An 18723-nucleotide genomic window follows, 5' to 3' on the forward strand; every position below is an offset into this window, starting at 1 on the left:
AAGGGGTTCCTTCTAAGCCCTTCAATTGATCCCAATATGTCCAGGGAGAGTATAGCTCAAGATGTGAAACTCCTTCTTGCATGGCAGTCCATACTCCAAAGTGAGAGTCAATCGTTAACTTTTTTATAGTTTCACTTTGTAAGCCAGAGTTCTTATTTACATTGGCTGTTATTTTCAAATCTTTATTCAAAAGAAGAACTCCATTTTCAGATGTTCCCATTATTAAACTTAATGAGTCTGATAAGTGTACCTTTTCGGCATCAAAAAGCTTATTTTTAGCTAAAAAATCTGAGGATTCATTTTTAATTCGTATTATCGATTTATTTGTTAACTCGTACAAACCTTGAGAATGAGTTCCTACTAAGGATAACGAGTCTTGCAAAGTCGTCATGTAGGTAACAGCACCTAGTTTTCTTGTAGGGATATCAATATCTATGATAGAGTCCTTTAGAGTAATTAGCCCTTTTTTACTCTGTACCGTATAGATTTTATCATTAACCGGAAAAAGTGAAAACAAGAAAGGTGATGCCCCTGCTTTAATGGAATGCATGAATTTTTTATCTTCAAAGACAAAAATCTCCTCACTTGAAAAAAAATATGTCTTATTTTTGTGGTTAATTATTTTGCGGACTATTGAGAATTTTGGTTTATATGGAATTTTATCTAATAATGAACGGAAGCGAAGCTCCCCCAGTTCATTAGAGGCTAAGTAGCCAAAATCTTTGTCGCTTCCTACATATATTCTATTGTTATTGCCTTGGGCAATACTAACTGCGACAGTGTTATTGTTAATCGGCACTAGTTGCCAATTTGATCCATCATGTACGATTACTCCGTCATAATTGGCTACATAAATTAGTTGGTTTTTGTCTTGAAGAATATCAAAATTTGATATAGAGGCTTTATAGTCAGAGCGTCCATAATTCTGAACGAAGGGCTTACCTTTGTTCTGAGAAAAAGACAGAACAGAGTTGAATGAAATTAAAACAAGTAGTATTAACCCTTTGAGTATCATCTGTTGTAAGCTTTTGGTTACCCCCAGAAGCGATTCTTTATTTCTAAGATGCTCTAAAATAGACTAAGCAAAGAAATAAAAAAATTAATAGTTAGATACTTCTTATTAAATACTAAGTTTCTTAGTATTTTTTTATTGATTGAATATACTCGGGAGTGTATTTTTCAGCCATTGTTTCATACCACTTAAGTAGTGTCTCTGGACCGAGGTGGTCATAAATAATGCCATATTGTTTTTGTAGCTTAGCCTCATGTTCCTTTAGGGCAGCAGTCGGGTTGGATAAAATAGCTTTGTGCTGCTCCCTCTTCATTTGGGGTGAGGTTGGCTCATGATGAATTAATTGTTTGAAATGCTGAATGCAGAATTTATAGTAGTATTTGGTATGTAGTATGAAATTATGCCACATTTCATCAATTATAAGAAGAGGCCTGTCTATAAACAATGAGGTGTGAGAAGAATCTGTCTGTGAGGCAAGCCATAACCATTTTTTTGTCTCTACAAAAATATCCATGGCTTCTTCATAACTCACATTATATCGCTCAGTAAAACCTTCTACAATAGCTTCTTCATTATCGCACTCCAAAGCGTCGATTAAGGTAGTTTTCATTAGCTGACTTTTAGAATTCTGTAAACTGTGTGGAGAGATGAGGGTAATATTTTAGAAAATATTACCCTCATCTTTTGAAAAGATTAAGTATTTGTTACTGGAGGAGTCAATCTTTAGAAGGAAAGCAGGTACCTTCAGTAAGACAACTTATTTTGTTGTCATTCAAATTTTTAGCCACTAACTTTTGAATTAAATCTTTTTTCTCTAGATTTAAAGACGGGTTGTTTGCCAACTGATAGTTCATAGTTTGTAAGTTTTTAGTTGTTGTTTGTAATTCGGGTGCAAAGGTAAATTATTTATTTTTGCATCAAAAACTTACATGCGTGATTTTTTCAAGAAATTGTAAGTTCTTGAACCAGTCAACTATTATCTTAGATTGGCAACAAAACTTTGTAATTCATTGAAGGTTTGTAAGCTTTTTTTACACGCCGGAAATAAAAAAGGGCTACCAACGGGCAGCCCTTTTTTATTTTTTAACATTTTCTTACATCAGGCTTACATTAAAATTCAGCATTGTCAGGAGTTCGTGGGAACGGTATTACGTCACGGATATTTGTCATTCCACTTACGAATTGTATCATGCGCTCAAAGCCCAGGCCAAAGCCACTGTGAGGTGCTGAGCCAAACTTTCTAAGGTCGAGATACCACCACAGGTCTTTTTCAGGTATGCCTATTTCGTCAATACGTTGTTTTAAGAGGTTATACCTTTCCTCGCGTTGCGATCCGCCTATGATCTCGCCAATGCCAGGGAAGAGAACATCCATAGCTGCTACAGTCTTTCCATCGTCGTTTTGACGCATGTAGAAGGCTTTAATATCTTTCGGATAGTTATAAAGAATAACAGGCTTTTTAAAGTGCTTTTCTACCAAAAATCTTTCATGCTCAGACTGCAGGTCTGCGCCCCACTCTTCAATTAGATATTGAAATTTCTTCTTCTTATTCGGCTTCGAGTTTTTAAGAATATCTATTGCCTCAGTATATGTGATCCTTTCAAAATCATTTTCAGCTACAAACCTCAATCTTTCAAGTAGACTTAGTTCATTTCTTTCTTGTTGTGGCTTGGTTTTTTCATCGTCCAGGGCACGTTGATTAAGGAAAGTCAGGTCATCAGCGCAGTTATCCAATGCGTAATTGACTAAATATTTTACAAATGCCTCGGCCAGATCCATGTTGTCGTTGATGTCATAAAAAGCCATCTCAGGTTCTATCATCCAAAACTCGGCGAGGTGACGTGATGTATTGGAGTTTTCTGCGCGAAAAGTAGGGCCAAAAGTGTAAATTTCTGACAATCCCATACATGCTGTTTCGCCTTCAAGTTGGCCGGATACGGTAAGGTTAGTTTCCTTACCAAAGAAGTCTTCTTTATAATTTACATTGCCATCTTCATCCTTGGCAGGATTCAGTGGGTCTAGTGTGGTTACCCTGAACATTTCACCGGCGCCCTCGGCATCAGAGCCTGTAATTATTGGGGTGTGGACATTGTAAAAACCTCTTTCTGTAAAGAATTTATGCACCGCGAAAATCATTGCATGACGAATCCGGTATATGGCACTGAAAGTATTGGTCCTTACACGCAGGTGTGCGATCTCTCTGAGAAACTCCAGGGAATGCTTCTTAGGCTGTAATGGATATTTTTCAGGATCGGCATCACCAAGTATTTCAATATTTTCAACTATGACCTCAACACTCTGGCCTTTGCCTTTGGACTCCGCCAGGTCTCCGGTAATGGAAATGCATGCACCTGTAGTGATCCTTTTAAGTGTTTTTTCATCAGTATTTTCAAAGTCAACAACCCCCTGAATGTTGTTGATTGTGGAGCCGTCATTTATAGCTATAAATTGATTGTTGCGGAATGTTCTTACCCAGCCTTTAACGTTCACCTTTTTGCCGATAATCGGGGCATCAAGAAGTTCTTTGATCTTTGTTCTTTTCAAGTCTTTCACAACTAAAATATGATTGATTTGTTAATGCTTACGGAACCGTAAGCAGTCGGCAAAAAAACGATAATTTGCGCTTTTATTCAAAGAATCATAGAAATATAATAACTTTGATGTAAATTTATTTGAAGCAAGATTTAAGAAAAATCAGAGGATGCAGAAGCTTGGATTAACCCAAAGTTTACAACAAAAATTATCTCCACAGCAGATACAATTTATCAAGCTGTTGCAGATTCCTACTGCCGAGTTGGATACTCGGGTAGAAGAGGAGCTGGAAGAGAATCCTGCTTTAGAAGAAGGCAAAGAAGAACAGGACGATATTACAGACGAATACGAAGATACAGATACCGACACATCGGACGATAATGAGCTTGACGTTGAAGATTATCTGAGAGATGATGATTTCAGTGGCTACAAAATGCATGGTGACGGTGATAATGAGGACAAAGAAATGCCCATTGCCATGCACTCTACGCTGAATGAGCGCCTGATGGATCAATTAGGCTTTTTGAGGCTGGATGAGAGGCAATATACTATTGGAAAGCAACTGATTGGAAGCATTGAAAGTGATGGCTATATACGCAGAGATCTGGAAGCCATTATTAATGATCTGGCTTTTTCGCAGAATATAGACACGGATATTGATGAAGTGGAAGAGATATTACGGAAAATTCAGGATTTCGACCCTGCAGGTATTGCAGCCAGAGACTTACAGGAGTGCCTGTTGCTTCAGTTGGAAAGGCGGGCGGATGACCAGAATGTTGATGTTATTGTGGCGAAACAGATTATTTCCAGTTGTTTCGATGAATTTACTAAAAAGCACTATAGCAAGATCATGAAAAAGCTTGATCTTGAGGATGAAGATTACATTAAGGACGCGATTGAACTGATCAGAAAGTTGAACCCGAAACCGGGAGGCAGTTCTTCCGGGCTGGTACGCACACAGTACCTTATACCTGACTTCATCCTGACCAATAATAATGGTGAGCTGGAATTGGCATTGAATTCAAGAAATGCTCCGGAACTCAGGGTAAGTCGCTCATACTCAGAAATGCTTCAGGCGTACGATAAAAGTGATAAGTCCGATAAGAAGCTGAAAGAGACTGTTACCTTCGTGAAGCAAAAACTGGATGCGGCAAAATGGTTTATTGATGCTATTAAGCAAAGGCAGCATACATTGCTTAACACTATGAGGGCCATTGTAGACTTTCAATATGAATACTTTCAGGAAGGAGACGAAAGCAAGTTGAAGCCAATGATCCTGAAAGATATTGCCAATATTATCAATATGGACATTTCTACCGTATCAAGAGTAGCTAACAGCAAGTCTGTACAGACTGATTTTGGTATATTTCCTCTCAAATATTTCTTTTCTGAGGGTATTGCTACGGATTCGGGAGAAGATGTGAGTAGCCGTGAGGTGAAAAATGAATTGAAGCAGATAATTGAAGGTGAGGACAAAAAGAAGCCGTTGAGCGATGATAAGTTAGAGAAGTTACTAAAAGCTAAAGGGTATAACATAGCCAGGAGAACTGTTGCCAAATACAGGGAGCAGATGAATATTCCGGTAGCCAGGCTAAGAAAAGAGTTGTAGTGCTGAAGAACCTGGCTAATATCATTTCAGTTGTGTTTCATCCGCTATTGATGACAACACTATTGGTGGCATCGCTATATTTCTTTGCGCCATCGAGCATTCTTCCCATTAACAGTGATTCTATTTTACTGATCCTGCTGATGGTGCTTATCCTAACCTATATTTTGCCTCTGTTGAGTGTGGGTATGTTGAAGCTAACCAAGAGCATAAGTAGTATCCACCTTCATAGCCGAAAGGAACGGATAATGCCTTTTTTCTTCATTACTGTGTATTACGGACTTACCGCTTATTTCTTTTCAGAGAAGTTGGTGCTGGGCAACGCCCTGGTTATCATGCTGGTGTCAATAACAGCAACCATTTTTCTAATTACAGTCATCAGTACTTTTTTCAAGATCAGTGCACACTCTGCTGGTACTGCCGGGGTGCTGGGTTTTTTTATTGCCATTCATTTCAGGTATCTTGATAGTTTGCTGTTCTGGCCTATTATTGCCACATTGGTTCTGCATGGTGTGGTAAGCTCTGCCAGGTTGTATTTGGATACGCACAGCCCTACAGAAGTTCATATTGGTGCCCTGTTAGGATTTATTATTAATTTCGGGGCGGCTTATATTTTCACATAAAGTAACCATTAACGATGTACGAATTTTTAAAATACGATAATAGTAACGGCATAGCCACCATAACACTTAACAGACCTGAGGTGTATAATGCCCTTAATGATGGTATTACCTATGAGCTTCAGGATGTGTTCAAGCAGGTGGGTAAAGACGACTCTGTTCGTGTAATAGTGCTGACAGGTGAGGGCAAGGCTTTTTGTTCAGGCCAGGATCTTAAGGCTTCCTCTGGTCAGGAGAAAAGATCGTTTATTGATTCGCTTCACAAACGTTATAATCCCATTATCAGGGCCATGAGAAATTTGCCAAAGCCTGTTATATGCAGGTTGAATGGTGTGGCTGCAGGTGCAGGATGTTCCATTGCGTTGGCATGTGATCTTATAGTGGCTGCTGAAGAAGCTATGATGACTGAAGTGTTTGTCAATATAGGGTTAGTACTGGATTCAGGCTCATCATATTTTTTGCCACGCTTGGTAGGTAGTGCCAAGGCCTTTGAGTTGAGCACAATGGGGTCAAGAATAAAAGGCAAAGAAGCTTATGAATTAGGCTTGGTTAACAAAGTTGTACCTGCTGACCAGCTTGATGAGGCGGTGAAAAGTTATACTGACTACTATGCTCAGGCGCCTACAAAAGCTATTGGGTTAATGAAGAAGATGTTGAATAAATCCGGTAACGCTACACTGGATGAGATGTTGGGATATGAAGCCTATTGCCAGGAAATAGCCGGTAACTCGGAGGATTATAAAGAAGGGGTTACTGCATTTTTGGAGAAAAGAAAGGCTGAGTTTAAAGGGAAATAAACTATTTACATGTAAAAAAGAGAGGGGATTTGAACTTCAAATCCCCTCTCTTTTTTAGCTTTATCTTCTGTATTAAAATCCGGTAAAAGAAAGTCCGACAGTTATATTTGTCATACCTTCAGTGCCTTCGGGACCACCATCGAACATATCAGATAGACTATGGTAATAGAACACGTTGAAGCCGCCAATTCCGATTCTTCCTGTAACACCGTAACGGAACCTGTTCAGTCCAAAATCTTTTTTAACTTTTGTTTTAATGTTTTCATCATCTGCTTCATACTTTAGTTTGGTATGAGAGCTAAACCTGATGCCGGCCCTGCCACCAACACTTACATTAAAGCTTCTCTTTTTATCATCAGGGTTAGCATAAAAGCGTAGTTCAAGAGGGATATCTATATAGTTAGCAACCAGTTGAGATTTTTTTACATCCCAGCCCTCATTCAGTTCTTCCACAGTTACAACAGTATTGCCATCAGTATCAACGCCCTGAACCAATGTAACATCGTCATCAAACTTCAATTTGTTAAGACCAACGCCAATACCAGGCATAAATACAAAATTTGAATTGCCAATGGGCATATCATAATAGTAGTACATGTTGATAGTCCTTGATCCTATCAGGTTGGTTTCAAAGTTGTCAGGAGCACCTTGAAGTATATTCCAGCCAATATCAATTAAAAATGTACCGGGAACATCAGGTCGGGCTGCCCTGTCCCTGATCTTCATAGGAGACAGTTGGGCTAATGGCTTATCACCATTTTCAGGTTTGTCATTGTCTCCGGCATAAGTACCGGTAGCAATGCCTAAAGTAAGTATATAAATAAAAATTTTTTTCATAATATCTTAACCTAAATCCCTCATTTTTATTGTAGGTGGGCAAAGATAAGGTTTTTTAAAGAAGTACGAATCAATAAGACTTTTTTTAAGAAGAATAATTATTTACATTTGCACCGCGTTAGCAAGTAACGTTTGGGCGGCATAAATCTATGGAAACCCGGATCGGATGATTGTTAACTAAAATGGCCTCGTAGCTCAACTGAATAGAGCACCTGATTACGGCTCAGGAGGTTTCAGGTTTGAATCCTGACGAGGTCACAAACTAACTTCAAAAGCAAGGCAATATTGTCTTGCTTTTTTGCTTTATGGCCTGGATACTTATACTCATTTTTTGGAAGCGTAAACCTGTGGAGTAAATGGATTGGAAAGTAAACAGTAATGTGCAACTTTCCATTGAAAATCAGTAAACCGCGCTTATTATTATACAAGTTTGTCTACTGCTTTTGCCTATTGCTGATTAACAACTGTCTGTCGGAAAAGAGGTGAAAATTTAGGGTTTCCCCCAGAAATTCCGCTTCTATCCCATTTTTTTCAGGGAGGCATAAGGACGGAATTTCTGGGAGACTCTAACTTTTGGCTCTGTAGTTTAAAAGGCCATAGCTGTGATCAAAATCAGTTGGCAAATCAGGATAAAAGCAATAGTCTCTATGTTACCCCCCGTTTAATCAATTAATAATTATGACAATTAAAAAAATTAGCACCTCAGATATTTCAAATATTGCAAAATTATTAAGGAATTTATATTCAGAGCTTGGTGAAGAGAAGGAATGTATTAAAAACGTAAGCGAACAGTTAATTTTGGAGCTTATCGATAACTATAAGACCGAAATATTAAAGGTAACTGAAAGTAACAAGATAATTGGATTTATAACCCTGACTGAGTCTCAGGCTATATATTGTGGAGGGAAGTACGGTTCAATAGATGAATTATATGTTGAGCCTGAATATCGAAGTAAAAAGATCGGAGCAATTTTAATAGAAAAAGCAAAGGAAGTTGGAAGAGATAAGAAATGGAAGAGAATTGAAGTTACCGCTCCTGCAGATAACAATTCAAAAACACTAAAATTCTACTCAAACAAAGAGTTTGTTACAGCAGGACCAAAGTTGAAACTAAAATTGGAATGACCGGCTATAGAGACAGGGGGTAAGCGGACCTTCAAATACTTACTTTTCTGTATATCCTCGGTAAAGTTTATTACCTTACACCTATGGAAGAAGTACTCGATTTCCCCTTGGTAGAGTACCAAAATTTGATGGCCTCCCCCTTGGGCTGATTATATTTATGATTTTCGCAAATGGATTATTTCAATGCCACCTGATGTGATTGAGCAATAGCATTTCAAAATAAAGCAGAAATACAAGTGGTTTTAATATCCTGATTTTCCATAAAATCTGGCAGAAGTAAAATGAAAAAAAACAGCAAATGCATGGGTAACTGGGTATGGACTTTCTTTTCCCTTTGCCTTTTTATTGGCTATGCAAATGGTCAGTCTGTAATTATTAACCCTTATGCAAGGGACTATCATAGCTTGAATGGGGATTGGAATGTAATTATTGACCCTACAGGAATAGGAGAGTGGAGGCAGGTGTGGCTGGAGAAGAAATCAGAGAGAAAAACCGACTTTTTTGAATATTCATTTGATGGTGGTCCCGTTTTAAAGGTGCCCGGTGATTTCAATTCTCAAAAGTGTGAATTAACCTATTTTGAAGGGACTGTTTGGTATAGAAAGCTCTTTAGTTATACACCTAAAGCAGGAAAGAGGGCATTCCTTCATTTTGGTGCGGTCAATTATCTGGCAGAGGTCTACCTTAACGGTGAGAAAACAGGAAGTCATGAAGGCGGGTTTACTCCTTTTCAATTTGAAATTACTGATAAAGTCCGTAGTGGAGTCAATAGTCTTGTAGTGAAGGTTGACAACAACAGGCAGGCTAATGGGCTGCCTGGGTATGGATATGACTGGCTTAACTATGGAGGGATTACCCGTGATGTCGGCTTAATTGAAACTAATAATGACTTTATTTCAGATTATTCAATCCAACTAAAGAAAGGTAGTCTCAATACTGTTCTGGGCTGGGTGCAATTAAATGACGCACTTGATAAACAATCTGTAACTATAAAAATACCAGAACTTAATTTAGCCTTAAAATCAAAAACTGATAAATCTGGCATGGCCAGGGTGGAGTTTACTGCCGATATAGAATTGTGGTCTCCGGGCAACCCGAAATTATATGAAGTGATCATAGAGAGTAAAACAGATGTTGTCAGAGATAACATTGGTTTTAGATGTATTGAAGTGTATGAAGGCAGGGTTATACTTAATAAGAAACCGATCTTTCTTAAGGCGGTTAATGTTCACGAAGAAAATCCATACTCAGGCTCGAGGGCTTTTTCCAAGAAAGATGCACACATCTTACTGAGTGCTGCTAAAGAGCTTGGGTGCAACCTTGTTCGGTTGGCACACTACCCACACAATGAGCATATGGTAAGAGAGGCTGAAAAAATAGGATTAATGGTGTGGGATGAGTTGCCTGTATATCAGCATATTAATTTTTCGGACAGCGTTGTACCTGTAAAAATGGAGACAATGCTAACGGAGATGATCCACCGAGACAAGAATCGATGTGGGGTAGTTATTTGGAGTCTTTCAAATGAGACCTACCCTCATACGCCTGACAGGAATAAAGAACTTATTAGCCTGACAAAAAAGTGTAGGGCCATTGATTCTACGAGATTAATAACACATGTAATCAATACACAGCGATATGAAAACAATACCTTTAATGTATGGGATTCCCTTTATCGGTACTCCGATATCATTTCAATAAATGAGTACATCGGGTGGTATGTCCCATGGCAAGGCAAGCCTTCAGAGACAAAATGGAAGCTGAATTTTCCTGATAAACCTGTTTTTATCTCTGAATTTGGAGGGGAAGCCTTATTTGGAAGTGATTATGGCCCAACTGACGAGGCGGCATACTGGACTGAAGAATACCAGGCGAACATCTACAAAAATCAAATTGAATTATTTGGTACAGTACCTAACCTGTGTGGTGTATGTCCATGGCTGTTATTTGACTACAGGTCATTAGGCAGAATGCACCCGGTTTATCAAAGCGGATATAACAGAAAAGGGTTGTTGTCGGAAAAAGGGGAAAAGAAAAAGGCCTGGTATATTATGCAGGAGTATTACAAAGGGAAATAATAATAGCTCTGAAATATGCAGGAACTTGGTACGTTAAGCTATTTCCCTCGAATTCAGATAGGTCACCCTCTGCTCATTATCATAACAAGTAATCTCAACCTGGTATTTATCAGCCTTCTGGTGTCCCGTTTTTCTTCTGTAAATGTTGCTGGCCATTTTGTGATCCAGTGCTACAAAATGGATTTTGCCGTGCTGGGGAGCTTTGTTGAATTTGATGGTAACCTCATTTTCAGTGGGTGTAGAGTTACCATGAACAGCATTGATCTTTAGAGTATAAAACATGATATAACTGCTTTTAAACACTGCAAATTTTCGATTTTTAAAAGCAGTTATATCAAACTATAAATTATGGATAAATTAAGAAATTGTAGTGGGCTTTACTGAATTGTAAAGCATTTACGATCAATACCTGACAATCCATTTGTTTTCAGCCTGTTGGAAATTCGTTACTTATCCAGTGTCTGCAGCCTTTTTTGAAGCTTCATTTCATTGCTGATGCCATAGTCATTGTCATAGATGGCACCTTCCCATTCGCCATACATAGGGTTAGGCAAAATGACGAAGTTGTATAGCAGCTCATTTTTGTTTTTCATTACAAGGTCTTTGCCCATATCACTACCCCTGTCAGCATAGAGTTCAGAGTAGTCAGTGAGATTATCACCTACGTATACCAGGATAGTATGGGTAGAAGCTACCTTTTTCCTTCTTGCTGTTTTGTCACTGGTGGTGCTTTTCAGGATCACATGTGTAGTGTCGGCATTGGGAAATCTGTATTTTTTTAAGTTTTCAATGGTAGCATCAAGTTCATCAGTTTTCCTGTTGGAGATGTAGAATACCTCAATGCCTTTTTCTTTGGCAAAATTAACAAAGTCAAGTGCACCCGGAAGAGCCTTTGCCCGTGCTTCATCAGTCCATATTTTCCAGGTTGATGATTCGTACGTTTTTCCTTTTTCAATAAGCTGAGCTTCATAAGGGCTATTGTCGAGTACGGTTTCATCAATATCCAGCACTACAGCTAAAGGCAATTTAGATCTTATGGTTTTTAGCTTCGAGTCAACCAGCATTTCCGCATATTTATAGGCCTGTAGGTAAGCAGCAACCATTTCTGCTGACTTTTGATACCATAAAACACTTGTTACCAGTTGTTGCGACATCTGCTTTTCGGGTGATACCGATGAGGAGGTTGAAGCAACTTTGGTTGTTTGGTTTTCAGTAGCACAGGCTACGAGTAAGGAGGAAGCAATGAATAAGATGTAGTATTTTCGAAGCAACTGTTTCATAAAATTGTTTAGGTTTTGATGTGTATTTTATACTCGGTCTTAACGAAGCCTAAAAATCGTCTGACAACCCAGGATACACATAACTATTAACAAAGCAAATTTGATTTCGGCAATACAATAATATCATAATTTGCTCAACAAAGCGTACATCTTAATCGCTTTTACGGTAGAGAGGTTTAAAATGACAGGTCATAATTTACACTGCAACAGTTTCCTTGAGAGCCATATCTATAACTTCTGCCAAATGCCATGCTTTGCGGGAGGTACATTGTTTTATTTGCTCCCGGCAACTAAACCCATCAGCAATAATAATAGTGTCATTGTCGGCCTCCCGTATTCTTGGCAGTAGCACCCTTTCGCCTGCTTTAATAGAAACATCATACCGCTCTCCTTTTTCATAACCGAAGCTGCCAGCCATACCGCAGCACCCTGAATCCAGTATTTCATAATCCAGCTCCATTTGGTTCAAAACCTGTTTTTCTTCTTCAAAATGCATAATGGCCTGATGGTGGCAGTGGCGATGGATAATTGCTTTTTTCTTTAGCTTGGGCAGTTCAAAATCCATAGCATGGGTTAAAAGAAACTCAGCTAAGGTGAAGGTTTGTGATTTGAGCCTCTGCGCATCATGGTTGTGAGGAATGAGGTTGCATAGCTCATCCCTGAATACTGCGACGCAACTGGGTTCCATTCCTACTACGGGCACACCTGCCTGTATTTCATGGCGCAGGTTCTGAAGTATTTCTTTAAGCAGTTTTTTTGCCTTGTCGAGCATACCATAGTCATAGAGTGGTCTGCCGCAACAGAGCATTTGTTGAGGTAAAATGACCTGAAACCCGGCTGCCTCGAGTACGTTTTTCCCGGCTTTTAAAGTGTCAGGAAGTAAAAAATTATTGAATGTGTCAGGCCACAATATTACTTTGGGCTTGTTGCTTTGGCCTGCACTGCCGGTGTCATTAAACCATTTTCTAAAATGCTTTTTAGCGAACCGGGGAATGTCACGTTTTGGTGCAATACCTCCGGCAAATTTAATGATATCGCTTAGTATAGGTGTCTTTGAAGCCCAATTGACAATCTGAGGAGCCAGAGAGGCCAATCTTGCCCACCAGTATATGAGGCCAAAGGCATAAGCAGTGCGTGGCCTTATTTTTCCCTTGTAATAATGCGATAGAAATTCTGCTTTGTAAGTAGCCATATCAACACTTACCGGGCAGTCACCTTTACAGCCTTTACAGGCCAGGCACAAATCCAGTGCCTCCTTGACGGCCTCATTCTTCCAGCCATTTTTTACCACATCACCTTCCAGCATTTCATGTAGCAAACGCGCACGGCCACGGGTCGAATGCTTTTCCTCCCTCGTAACCATATAACTTGGGCACATAATGCCACTGTTATGGCGTCTGCACTGCCCTACACCAACGCACCTCAAAGTGGCATGAGAAAAGCTACCGTTATCTTCCGGGTAGCTGAAGTGGGTTTCGGGTTCTTTAGGATTATAGTCATTACCTGCCCGGAGGTTTGCCGTCTGTCCATAGCCGTTGATGATCTTTCCCGGATTCATTTTCCATTCAGGGTCCCAAATCTGTTTGAAGTCATGAAAGGCCTGCATGATCTCTTTGCCATACATGATTTCAAGCAGGTCGGCCCTTGACTGACCATCACCATGTTCGCCTGATAATGACCCTCCGAACTTCACTACCAGGTGAGCCGCTTCTCGGGAGAATTTCTTATACTTTTCCAACCCTTCTTCATTGAGAAGGTCAAACTCTACCCTGCAGTGAACACATCCCTGCCCGAAATGACCATAAAGTGCCGGGTGGTAGTCATATTTAGCAAATAAATCACGTAACGCTTTGAGGTAGCCGCCGATTTTTTCAGGGGGCACTGCGGAATCTTCCCATCCGGGAACGCTACTGGGTTCACCAGGTACCCAGGCAGTGGCTCCAAGGCCTGATTCTCTAACCTCCCATATCAGTGCCTCCTTCTTTTTACTTTCAAAGCTTTTGATGTTTGGAGCGTTGTCTTTTTTCTTAAAGTTCTCAATCAACTTATTTGCCTGCTTCCATACATCATCCTCATCTTTACCGCCGAATTCCACAAGAAGCCAGCCCTTACCCTCGGGCAGGTGTTCAATATCTTCCACATGCAGGTTTTTCCTCTTCATGAAACTGATAAGCATGTCATCCATGCCCTCTAACCCGATAGGTTTGTATTTCATGATTTCAGGTACATGTTCCCCGGCCTCATGTATGCTGTCAAATCCCAGTACCACGAGGGTGTGTTTTTCAGGACTTGGGATGAGCTTTAATGTTGCATCCAGAATGATGGCACACGTGCCTTCAGAGCCAACTAGGGCACGGGCAAGATTGAATTCTTTTTCAGGAAGTAATTCAGGCAGGTTATACCCTGATACTCGTCTGGGAATATCAGGGAATTTGGTCTTAATTTTATCTGTATAGAAATCCCTTAAATCTTTAAGCTGACGGTAAATTTCAGACTTACGCCCTCCCTCAGTAATGATCTCCTCCAGCCTTTCTCCAGAAACAGGACCTACTTCCATTCTTAATCCGTCGTAAGTGAGTATGGTCAGAGATTCAATATTGTCTTCTACCCTTGCTCCGTTTCCTGCAAACTCTGCCATAACGGAGTGAACACCACAAGAATTATTGCCCAGCATACCTCCAATAGTGCAGTGGGAGTGAGTTGCGGGATCAGGTCCGAATATCAGGCCTTCATCCTTTACGTGATCATTTACTTCATCCAGTACAATACCAGGCTGTACTTTTACCAGTTTTGCTTGAGGGTCAAAATGCAGTACCTGGTTATAGTACTTTGACATGTCGATGACTACAGCTACATTACAACACTGCCCAGCCAGGCTGGTACCACCACCGCGGGAAAGAATGGGTGCTTTATATTTATGACAAAGCTCAACCGTTTTGATTACATCGGCTTCTGTTTTTGGTATTACAACACCGAGCGGGATTTGCCTGTAGTTGGAAGAATCAGTGCTGTAAAGCCCTTTTGATCCTTCATCAAATCGTACTTCTCCCTCTATCTCTTTTTTGAGTTCTTGTTCAAGTTCTTCCAGATCAACATCCAAGGCTGAGGGAGTTGCAAATGTAGTGTCGAATGATGAGTAATTTTCTTTCACCTTAGTTCAGTTTATATTTTTCAGCATCTTGTTCCTTTAATTTTATTCCCAACCCAGGAAGTGCCAGATTAGGTTCGAGCTGACCATTTTCAGGCTTAATGTTGCCTTCAAAGAGCATGTTTTCTATTCTTACATGGTCGTGAAAGTATTCAGCGATCAAGAATTCAGGAAGTGACACTGCGGCGTGCAAGTGTACCGATGACGCACAGTGTGAAGAAAATGGGATTTGCATGGTGTCGCAGAGCAACCCGATTTCCATAAAACCGCTTATACCACCACACCGGGTGGCATCCGCCTGCAATACGTCTACAGCCTGTGGGGAGACGAACCTTTTAAAGTACTCCGGAGTGTATCCATATTCTCCGGCGGCAATTCTAACCTGTGGTGGGGCTTTCTGCATAATGGTTCGCATGCCTTCTACATTGTCAGAAGAAACCGGCTCTTCAAACCAGGTGACTTTTTGGTCTGCAAACCGTTCTGCCAGATAAAGTGCTTCCTTTGTACTGTATGCGCCATTGGCATCAACAAAAATCTCTGTCTCGGTACCTAAGGCTTCTCTTGCAGCTTTTACCCGGCGAACATCCTGGTCTGCCTCTCGACCTACTTTCATTTTTACGTGTTTCAATCCCATGCTTCGCCAACGCTGCATATCATCCTCCAGTTGGGAAATGGAATATGACGTGAACCCGCCACTGCCATAAACAAGCATGCGCTCACATCGCTGGCCAAGAAGTGTACATAAGGGTAGGTTAAGTATTTTTGCTTTCAGGTCCCACAGTGCAATATCAACTGCTGATACCGCCATCATACTGATGCCTGCCATGCCCTGGTTCCTGATTACTCTCTTCATGTCGGCGACGATGGCGGGAATATTCATCACATTCCTGTTTAGCAAAAGTTCGCAGAGGTCGGCCTGAATGGTTTTGGCGGTGGACTCATGAGCATAGGAGTAGCCCAGTCCGGTTTTGCCACCTGCAAGGAGTTCAACTACAACCATTGTAGTAGAACTCCATTTCAGGGTACCATCAGACTCAGGCTGATCAGTAGGGATTTTATAGGCCTTGACGGCAACATCCCGGATTTCTACCTTGTCCTTAACATCCGCTGTCAACAAGTCGGCATGCATTAATGAGGCAAATAACTTTCTACGGCATCTTTATAAGTCTGCTTAATCATATCCCATGCGTTTTCATCTCCTTTAATGACTGAAGATGCAAATGCTTTGGCCTGTGAAATTTTAATATGTGGAGGCAATGGTGGCACGCTAGGGTCTACCATGGCTTCAATGACTACAGGCCTTTGCGCCAGTAATGCCCTGTCGAGTCCTTCTGCAATATCTTCAGGCTTCTCCAGTTTGATGGATTCAAAGCCAAGCAACCGTCCGTATTCTGCATAAGGGAAATCGGGAATATTCTGTGAAGTTTCAAATTTAGGATCACCTACCAGCACACGCTGCTCCCATGTAACCTGGTTCAGGTCTCCATTGTTGAGAATGAGAATGATCAATTGTGGATTGTCCCACTGTTTCCAATATTTGCTTATAGTGATCATACCGTTAATCCCGAGCATTTGCATGGCACCGTCACCGACAAGCGCTATAGAGGGGCGGTTCGGGTGGGCAAATTTTGCAGCTATGGCATAGGGCACTCCCGGGCACATCGTGGCAAGATTGCCTGATAATGATGCCATCATACCTTTCCTGATCTTGAGGTCTCTTGCAAACCAATTGGCTGCAGAGCCAGAATCAGCGGAAAGTATGCAGTTATCGGGTAGCCGGCTTGAAAGCTCCCAGAATACCCGTTGCGGGTTGATGGGGTCGGCATCGTTCATGGCACGTGCCTCCAGCACTTTCCACCACTCGGCCACACCTTCTTCAATTTTTTCCCTCCAGCTTCGGTCTTCTTTTCTTTTCAGAAGGGGTATAAGTTCTTTTAAAGTTTCCTTGCTATCACCTTGCAGGTTTAGCTCTGTAGGGTAACGGATCCCCAGCATTTTCCCGTCAAGATCTATCTGGATAGCGCGTGCCTGTCCTTCTTTAGGCAGAAACTCGGAATATGGGAAACTGGTGCCCACCATTAACAATGTATCACAATCATCCATGATATCCCAACTGGGCTTGGTACCGAGCAGACCGATAGCCCCTGTAACATATGGCAGGTCATCCGGCAATGCAGCTTTACCCAGCAGGGCTTTAGCGACACCTGCACCTAACAGTTCAGCCACTTCCATAACTTCTTCAGCCGCATTGAGTGCTCCTGCACCAATGAGCATGGCCACCTTCTCACCTTCGTTAAGGATATCGGCAGCCTTTTGAAGGTGCTCAGCATCCGGGATCATGCGCATTCTGGAGTAACCAATTCCGGAATGTACACTTCCGTGTTTACGTGGAGGCTCTTCCATATCCAGTTCCTGAACATCGTTGGGGATAATTACTGCGGTTACTGTCCTTTCTGATTCAGCAATTCTAACCGCGCGGTCAATGAGGTGTCGCACCTGCTCCGGTGTGGTGGCCATGTGTACGTATTCATGTGCCACATCTTTATATAGAGAGATGAGGTCTATTTCCTGCTGGTAAGAACCTCCCAGCGCCATACGCGCCTGCTGGCCAACGATAGCAACCACTGGCTGGTGGTCCATTTTTGCATCGTAAAGTCCGTTGAGTAAATGAACAGCTCCCGGACCTGAGGTAGCCATGCAAACGCTGACTTTTCCAGAGTATTTGGCATGACCGGCAGCCATAAAAGCAGCCATCTCTTCATGTCTTACCTGAACAAATTCCATAATGTCTTCTGTCCTGCTCAAGGCTCCCATTAAACCATTGATGCCATCTCCCGGGTAGCCGAAGATCCGGTCAATGCCCCAATCTGATAACCTGTGTATTATAAAATCACTTACTGTATTACTCATGATGCAGAAATTTATGGTTGGAAATTTAAGATGTTACGGCTGATCACCGTGCCTCATAGAATACATGAGGGTTACTCTTAAAGGCTCAAATATGGAGCCACTGGAATACACTTCTTAAAGGGTTATTAATAACCTGTTTATGGACGGAAAATGTGTTGTTTCGAAATTTGTGTAGAAGTTTATAAGCAGATTTGTCTATAATATTCCATACCCTGCAATACGCTGTTTTACCTCTTTAAGGGAACTGGCTCACGGTAACTTTTGCTTTTTTTTGAAACCTTTGTACTTTTGATGTAGTTTAAGCCTTTAGATGAGTAGCAGCGTAAAAAATATGATCAGAAAAATTTCTGCCCTTGGGTTGGCAGCGATCATATTTATTACCAGTACGGGATTTCAACTTAGCGCCCATTATTGCTCAGGACAGCTTAAATCTTTCAAGTTGTTTGGTAAAGCAGAGGTTTGCAAATATGAGCAGCCTGTTAAAAAGCCTTGCCCCATGCACAAGGAGATGGCAGCCAAAACCAAAAATGACTGCTGTAATAATGAGGATATCCAGTTAGACCCATCGGCTTACGAAGCGGTAGCAGTAGCGAAGGTCTTAGTAGATCATTCTTTTGATTTTATCGAACCTCAACAACTTGCATCCATATCAATAGCCCGTTGGGATGCACATGTAGATTTTACCACACAATACAGGCCGCCTCCGATTGACCGTGACATTCCCGTTATGGTTCAGTCATTTCTTTTATAAAATAATCTGTTAGCAACATTTCCTGCT

The 18723-nt window shown here is 41.0% G+C and carries 15 protein-coding genes and 1 tRNA gene; 7 read left to right on the forward strand and 9 right to left on the reverse strand.

Features of this window, described 5'->3' with window-relative positions; all coding sequences use genetic code 11:
• The 3 genes from E1163_RS24965 to asnS all read right to left on the reverse strand — a co-directional run.
• Positions 1 to 1015 (reverse strand): ligand-binding sensor domain-containing protein (locus tag E1163_RS24965; protein WP_155175525.1); only part of this gene is annotated, 1015 nt, incomplete at its 3' end.
• Positions 1016 to 1136: 121 nt separating this feature from the next.
• Complete coding sequence (locus tag E1163_RS24970; protein ID WP_155175526.1) at positions 1137 to 1622, reverse strand: glycine-rich domain-containing protein; 486 nt, start codon at positions 1620 to 1622, stop codon at positions 1137 to 1139.
• 500 nt (positions 1623 to 2122) lie between these two features.
• Positions 2123 to 3565: an asparagine--tRNA ligase gene (gene asnS / locus E1163_RS24975; protein ID WP_343033962.1), complete on the reverse strand. Its 1443-nt coding sequence runs from the start codon at positions 3563 to 3565 to the stop codon at positions 2123 to 2125.
• Positions 3566 to 3713: 148 nt separating this feature from the next.
• On the opposite strand from asnS, the gene rpoN reads away from it, so the two are divergent.
• From rpoN to E1163_RS24990, 3 genes are read left to right on the forward strand one after another with little or no spacing between them, the layout of a single operon-like run.
• Positions 3714 to 5153, forward strand: coding sequence for an RNA polymerase factor sigma-54 (rpoN, locus tag E1163_RS24980; RefSeq protein WP_155175528.1), 1440 nt, complete (start codon positions 3714 to 3716; stop codon positions 5151 to 5153).
• Positions 5153 to 5773, forward strand: coding sequence for a PA-phosphatase (locus E1163_RS24985; protein WP_155175530.1), 621 nt, complete (start codon positions 5153 to 5155; stop codon positions 5771 to 5773). The genes rpoN and E1163_RS24985 overlap by 1 nt, the downstream gene beginning before the upstream one ends.
• Positions 5774 to 5787: 14 nt before the next feature.
• Entirely contained in the window at positions 5788 to 6567 is a 780-nt protein-coding gene (locus tag E1163_RS24990) for an enoyl-CoA hydratase/isomerase family protein (RefSeq protein WP_155175533.1), read from the forward strand.
• Positions 6568 to 6639: 72 nt separating this feature from the next.
• On the opposite strand, the gene E1163_RS24995 is transcribed toward E1163_RS24990, so the two are convergent.
• On the reverse strand, positions 6640 to 7404 hold the full coding sequence (locus tag E1163_RS24995) for a porin family protein (RefSeq protein ID WP_155175534.1): 765 nt from the start codon (positions 7402 to 7404) through the stop codon (positions 6640 to 6642).
• Between the two features lie 184 nt (positions 7405 to 7588).
• Between E1163_RS24995 and E1163_RS25000 the strand changes: the two genes are divergently transcribed.
• The 3 genes from E1163_RS25000 (at position 7589) to E1163_RS25010 (ending at position 10607) form a co-directional block, all read left to right on the forward strand.
• Positions 7589 to 7662: transfer RNA gene (locus E1163_RS25000), tRNA-Arg, on the forward strand.
• A gap of 420 nt (positions 7663 to 8082) precedes the next feature.
• Positions 8083 to 8529, forward strand: coding sequence for a GNAT family N-acetyltransferase (locus E1163_RS25005; protein ID WP_155175537.1), 447 nt, complete (start codon positions 8083 to 8085; stop codon positions 8527 to 8529).
• Between the two features lie 281 nt (positions 8530 to 8810).
• Positions 8811 to 10607: a glycoside hydrolase family 2 protein gene (locus E1163_RS25010; RefSeq protein WP_221418079.1), complete on the forward strand. Its 1797-nt coding sequence runs from the start codon at positions 8811 to 8813 to the stop codon at positions 10605 to 10607.
• Between the two features lie 33 nt (positions 10608 to 10640).
• On the opposite strand, the gene E1163_RS25015 is transcribed toward E1163_RS25010, so the two are convergent.
• From E1163_RS25015 to E1163_RS25035, 5 genes are all read right to left on the reverse strand, one after another.
• Positions 10641 to 10889 (reverse strand): hypothetical protein, encoded by a 249-nt coding sequence (locus tag E1163_RS25015; protein ID WP_155175539.1) that lies wholly within the window; start codon positions 10887 to 10889, stop codon positions 10641 to 10643.
• A gap of 164 nt (positions 10890 to 11053) precedes the next feature.
• Positions 11054 to 11887, reverse strand: a complete 834-nt coding sequence (locus tag E1163_RS25020) for a 5'-nucleotidase, lipoprotein e(P4) family (protein ID WP_155175541.1) — start codon at positions 11885 to 11887, stop codon at positions 11054 to 11056.
• A 196-nt stretch (positions 11888 to 12083) separates the two neighbouring features.
• Positions 12084 to 15038 (reverse strand): FAD-binding and (Fe-S)-binding domain-containing protein, encoded by a 2955-nt coding sequence (locus E1163_RS25025; RefSeq protein ID WP_343033964.1) that lies wholly within the window; start codon positions 15036 to 15038, stop codon positions 12084 to 12086.
• Position 15039: 1 nt separating this feature from the next.
• A complete protein-coding gene (locus tag E1163_RS25030) occupies positions 15040 to 16164 on the reverse strand; it encodes an enolase C-terminal domain-like protein (RefSeq protein WP_155175543.1) in 1125 nt (374 codons plus the stop codon).
• Complete coding sequence (locus tag E1163_RS25035; RefSeq protein ID WP_155175545.1) at positions 16164 to 17945, reverse strand: thiamine pyrophosphate-requiring protein; 1782 nt, start codon at positions 17943 to 17945, stop codon at positions 16164 to 16166. The genes E1163_RS25030 and E1163_RS25035 overlap by 1 nt, the downstream gene beginning before the upstream one ends.
• A gap of 331 nt (positions 17946 to 18276) precedes the next feature.
• Between E1163_RS25035 and E1163_RS25040 the strand changes: the two genes are divergently transcribed.
• Positions 18277 to 18696 carry an HYC_CC_PP family protein gene (locus tag E1163_RS25040; protein ID WP_155175547.1) on the forward strand — a complete coding sequence of 140 codons (420 nt, stop codon included), beginning with the start codon at positions 18277 to 18279 and terminating at the stop codon, positions 18694 to 18696.
• The last annotated feature ends 27 nt before the right edge of the window (positions 18697 to 18723 follow it).

Origin of the sequence: Fulvivirga kasyanovii, assembly GCF_009711405.1 — a bacterium.
In the GTDB taxonomy this organism is placed as follows: Bacteria; Bacteroidota; Bacteroidia; order Cytophagales; family Cyclobacteriaceae; genus Fulvivirga; species Fulvivirga kasyanovii.

Excerpts from the sequence above, each read along its gene's own strand:
- E1163_RS25005 (WP_155175537.1), top strand. The coding sequence starts at position 8,083 with ATGACAATTAAAAAAATTAGCACCTCAGATATTTCAAATATTGCAAAA.
- E1163_RS24995 (WP_155175534.1), bottom strand. The coding sequence starts at position 7,404 with ATGAAAAAAATTTTTATTTATATACTTACTTTAGGCATTGCTACCGGT.
- rpoN (WP_155175528.1), top strand. The coding sequence starts at position 3,714 with ATGCAGAAGCTTGGATTAACCCAAAGTTTACAACAAAAATTATCTCCA.
- E1163_RS25015 (WP_155175539.1), bottom strand. The coding sequence starts at position 10,889 with ATGTTTTATACTCTAAAGATCAATGCTGTTCATGGTAACTCTACACCC.
- E1163_RS25040 (WP_155175547.1), top strand. The coding sequence starts at position 18,277 with ATGATCAGAAAAATTTCTGCCCTTGGGTTGGCAGCGATCATATTTATT.
- E1163_RS25020 (WP_155175541.1), bottom strand. The coding sequence starts at position 11,887 with ATGAAACAGTTGCTTCGAAAATACTACATCTTATTCATTGCTTCCTCC.
- E1163_RS24970 (WP_155175526.1), bottom strand. The coding sequence starts at position 1,622 with ATGAAAACTACCTTAATCGACGCTTTGGAGTGCGATAATGAAGAAGCT.
- E1163_RS25035 (WP_155175545.1), bottom strand. The coding sequence starts at position 17,945 with ATGAGTAATACAGTAAGTGATTTTATAATACACAGGTTATCAGATTGG.
- E1163_RS24990 (WP_155175533.1), top strand. The coding sequence starts at position 5,788 with ATGTACGAATTTTTAAAATACGATAATAGTAACGGCATAGCCACCATA.
- E1163_RS25030 (WP_155175543.1), bottom strand. The coding sequence starts at position 16,164 with ATGCATGCCGACTTGTTGACAGCGGATGTTAAGGACAAGGTAGAAATC.
- E1163_RS25010 (WP_221418079.1), top strand. The coding sequence starts at position 8,811 with ATGAAAAAAAACAGCAAATGCATGGGTAACTGGGTATGGACTTTCTTT.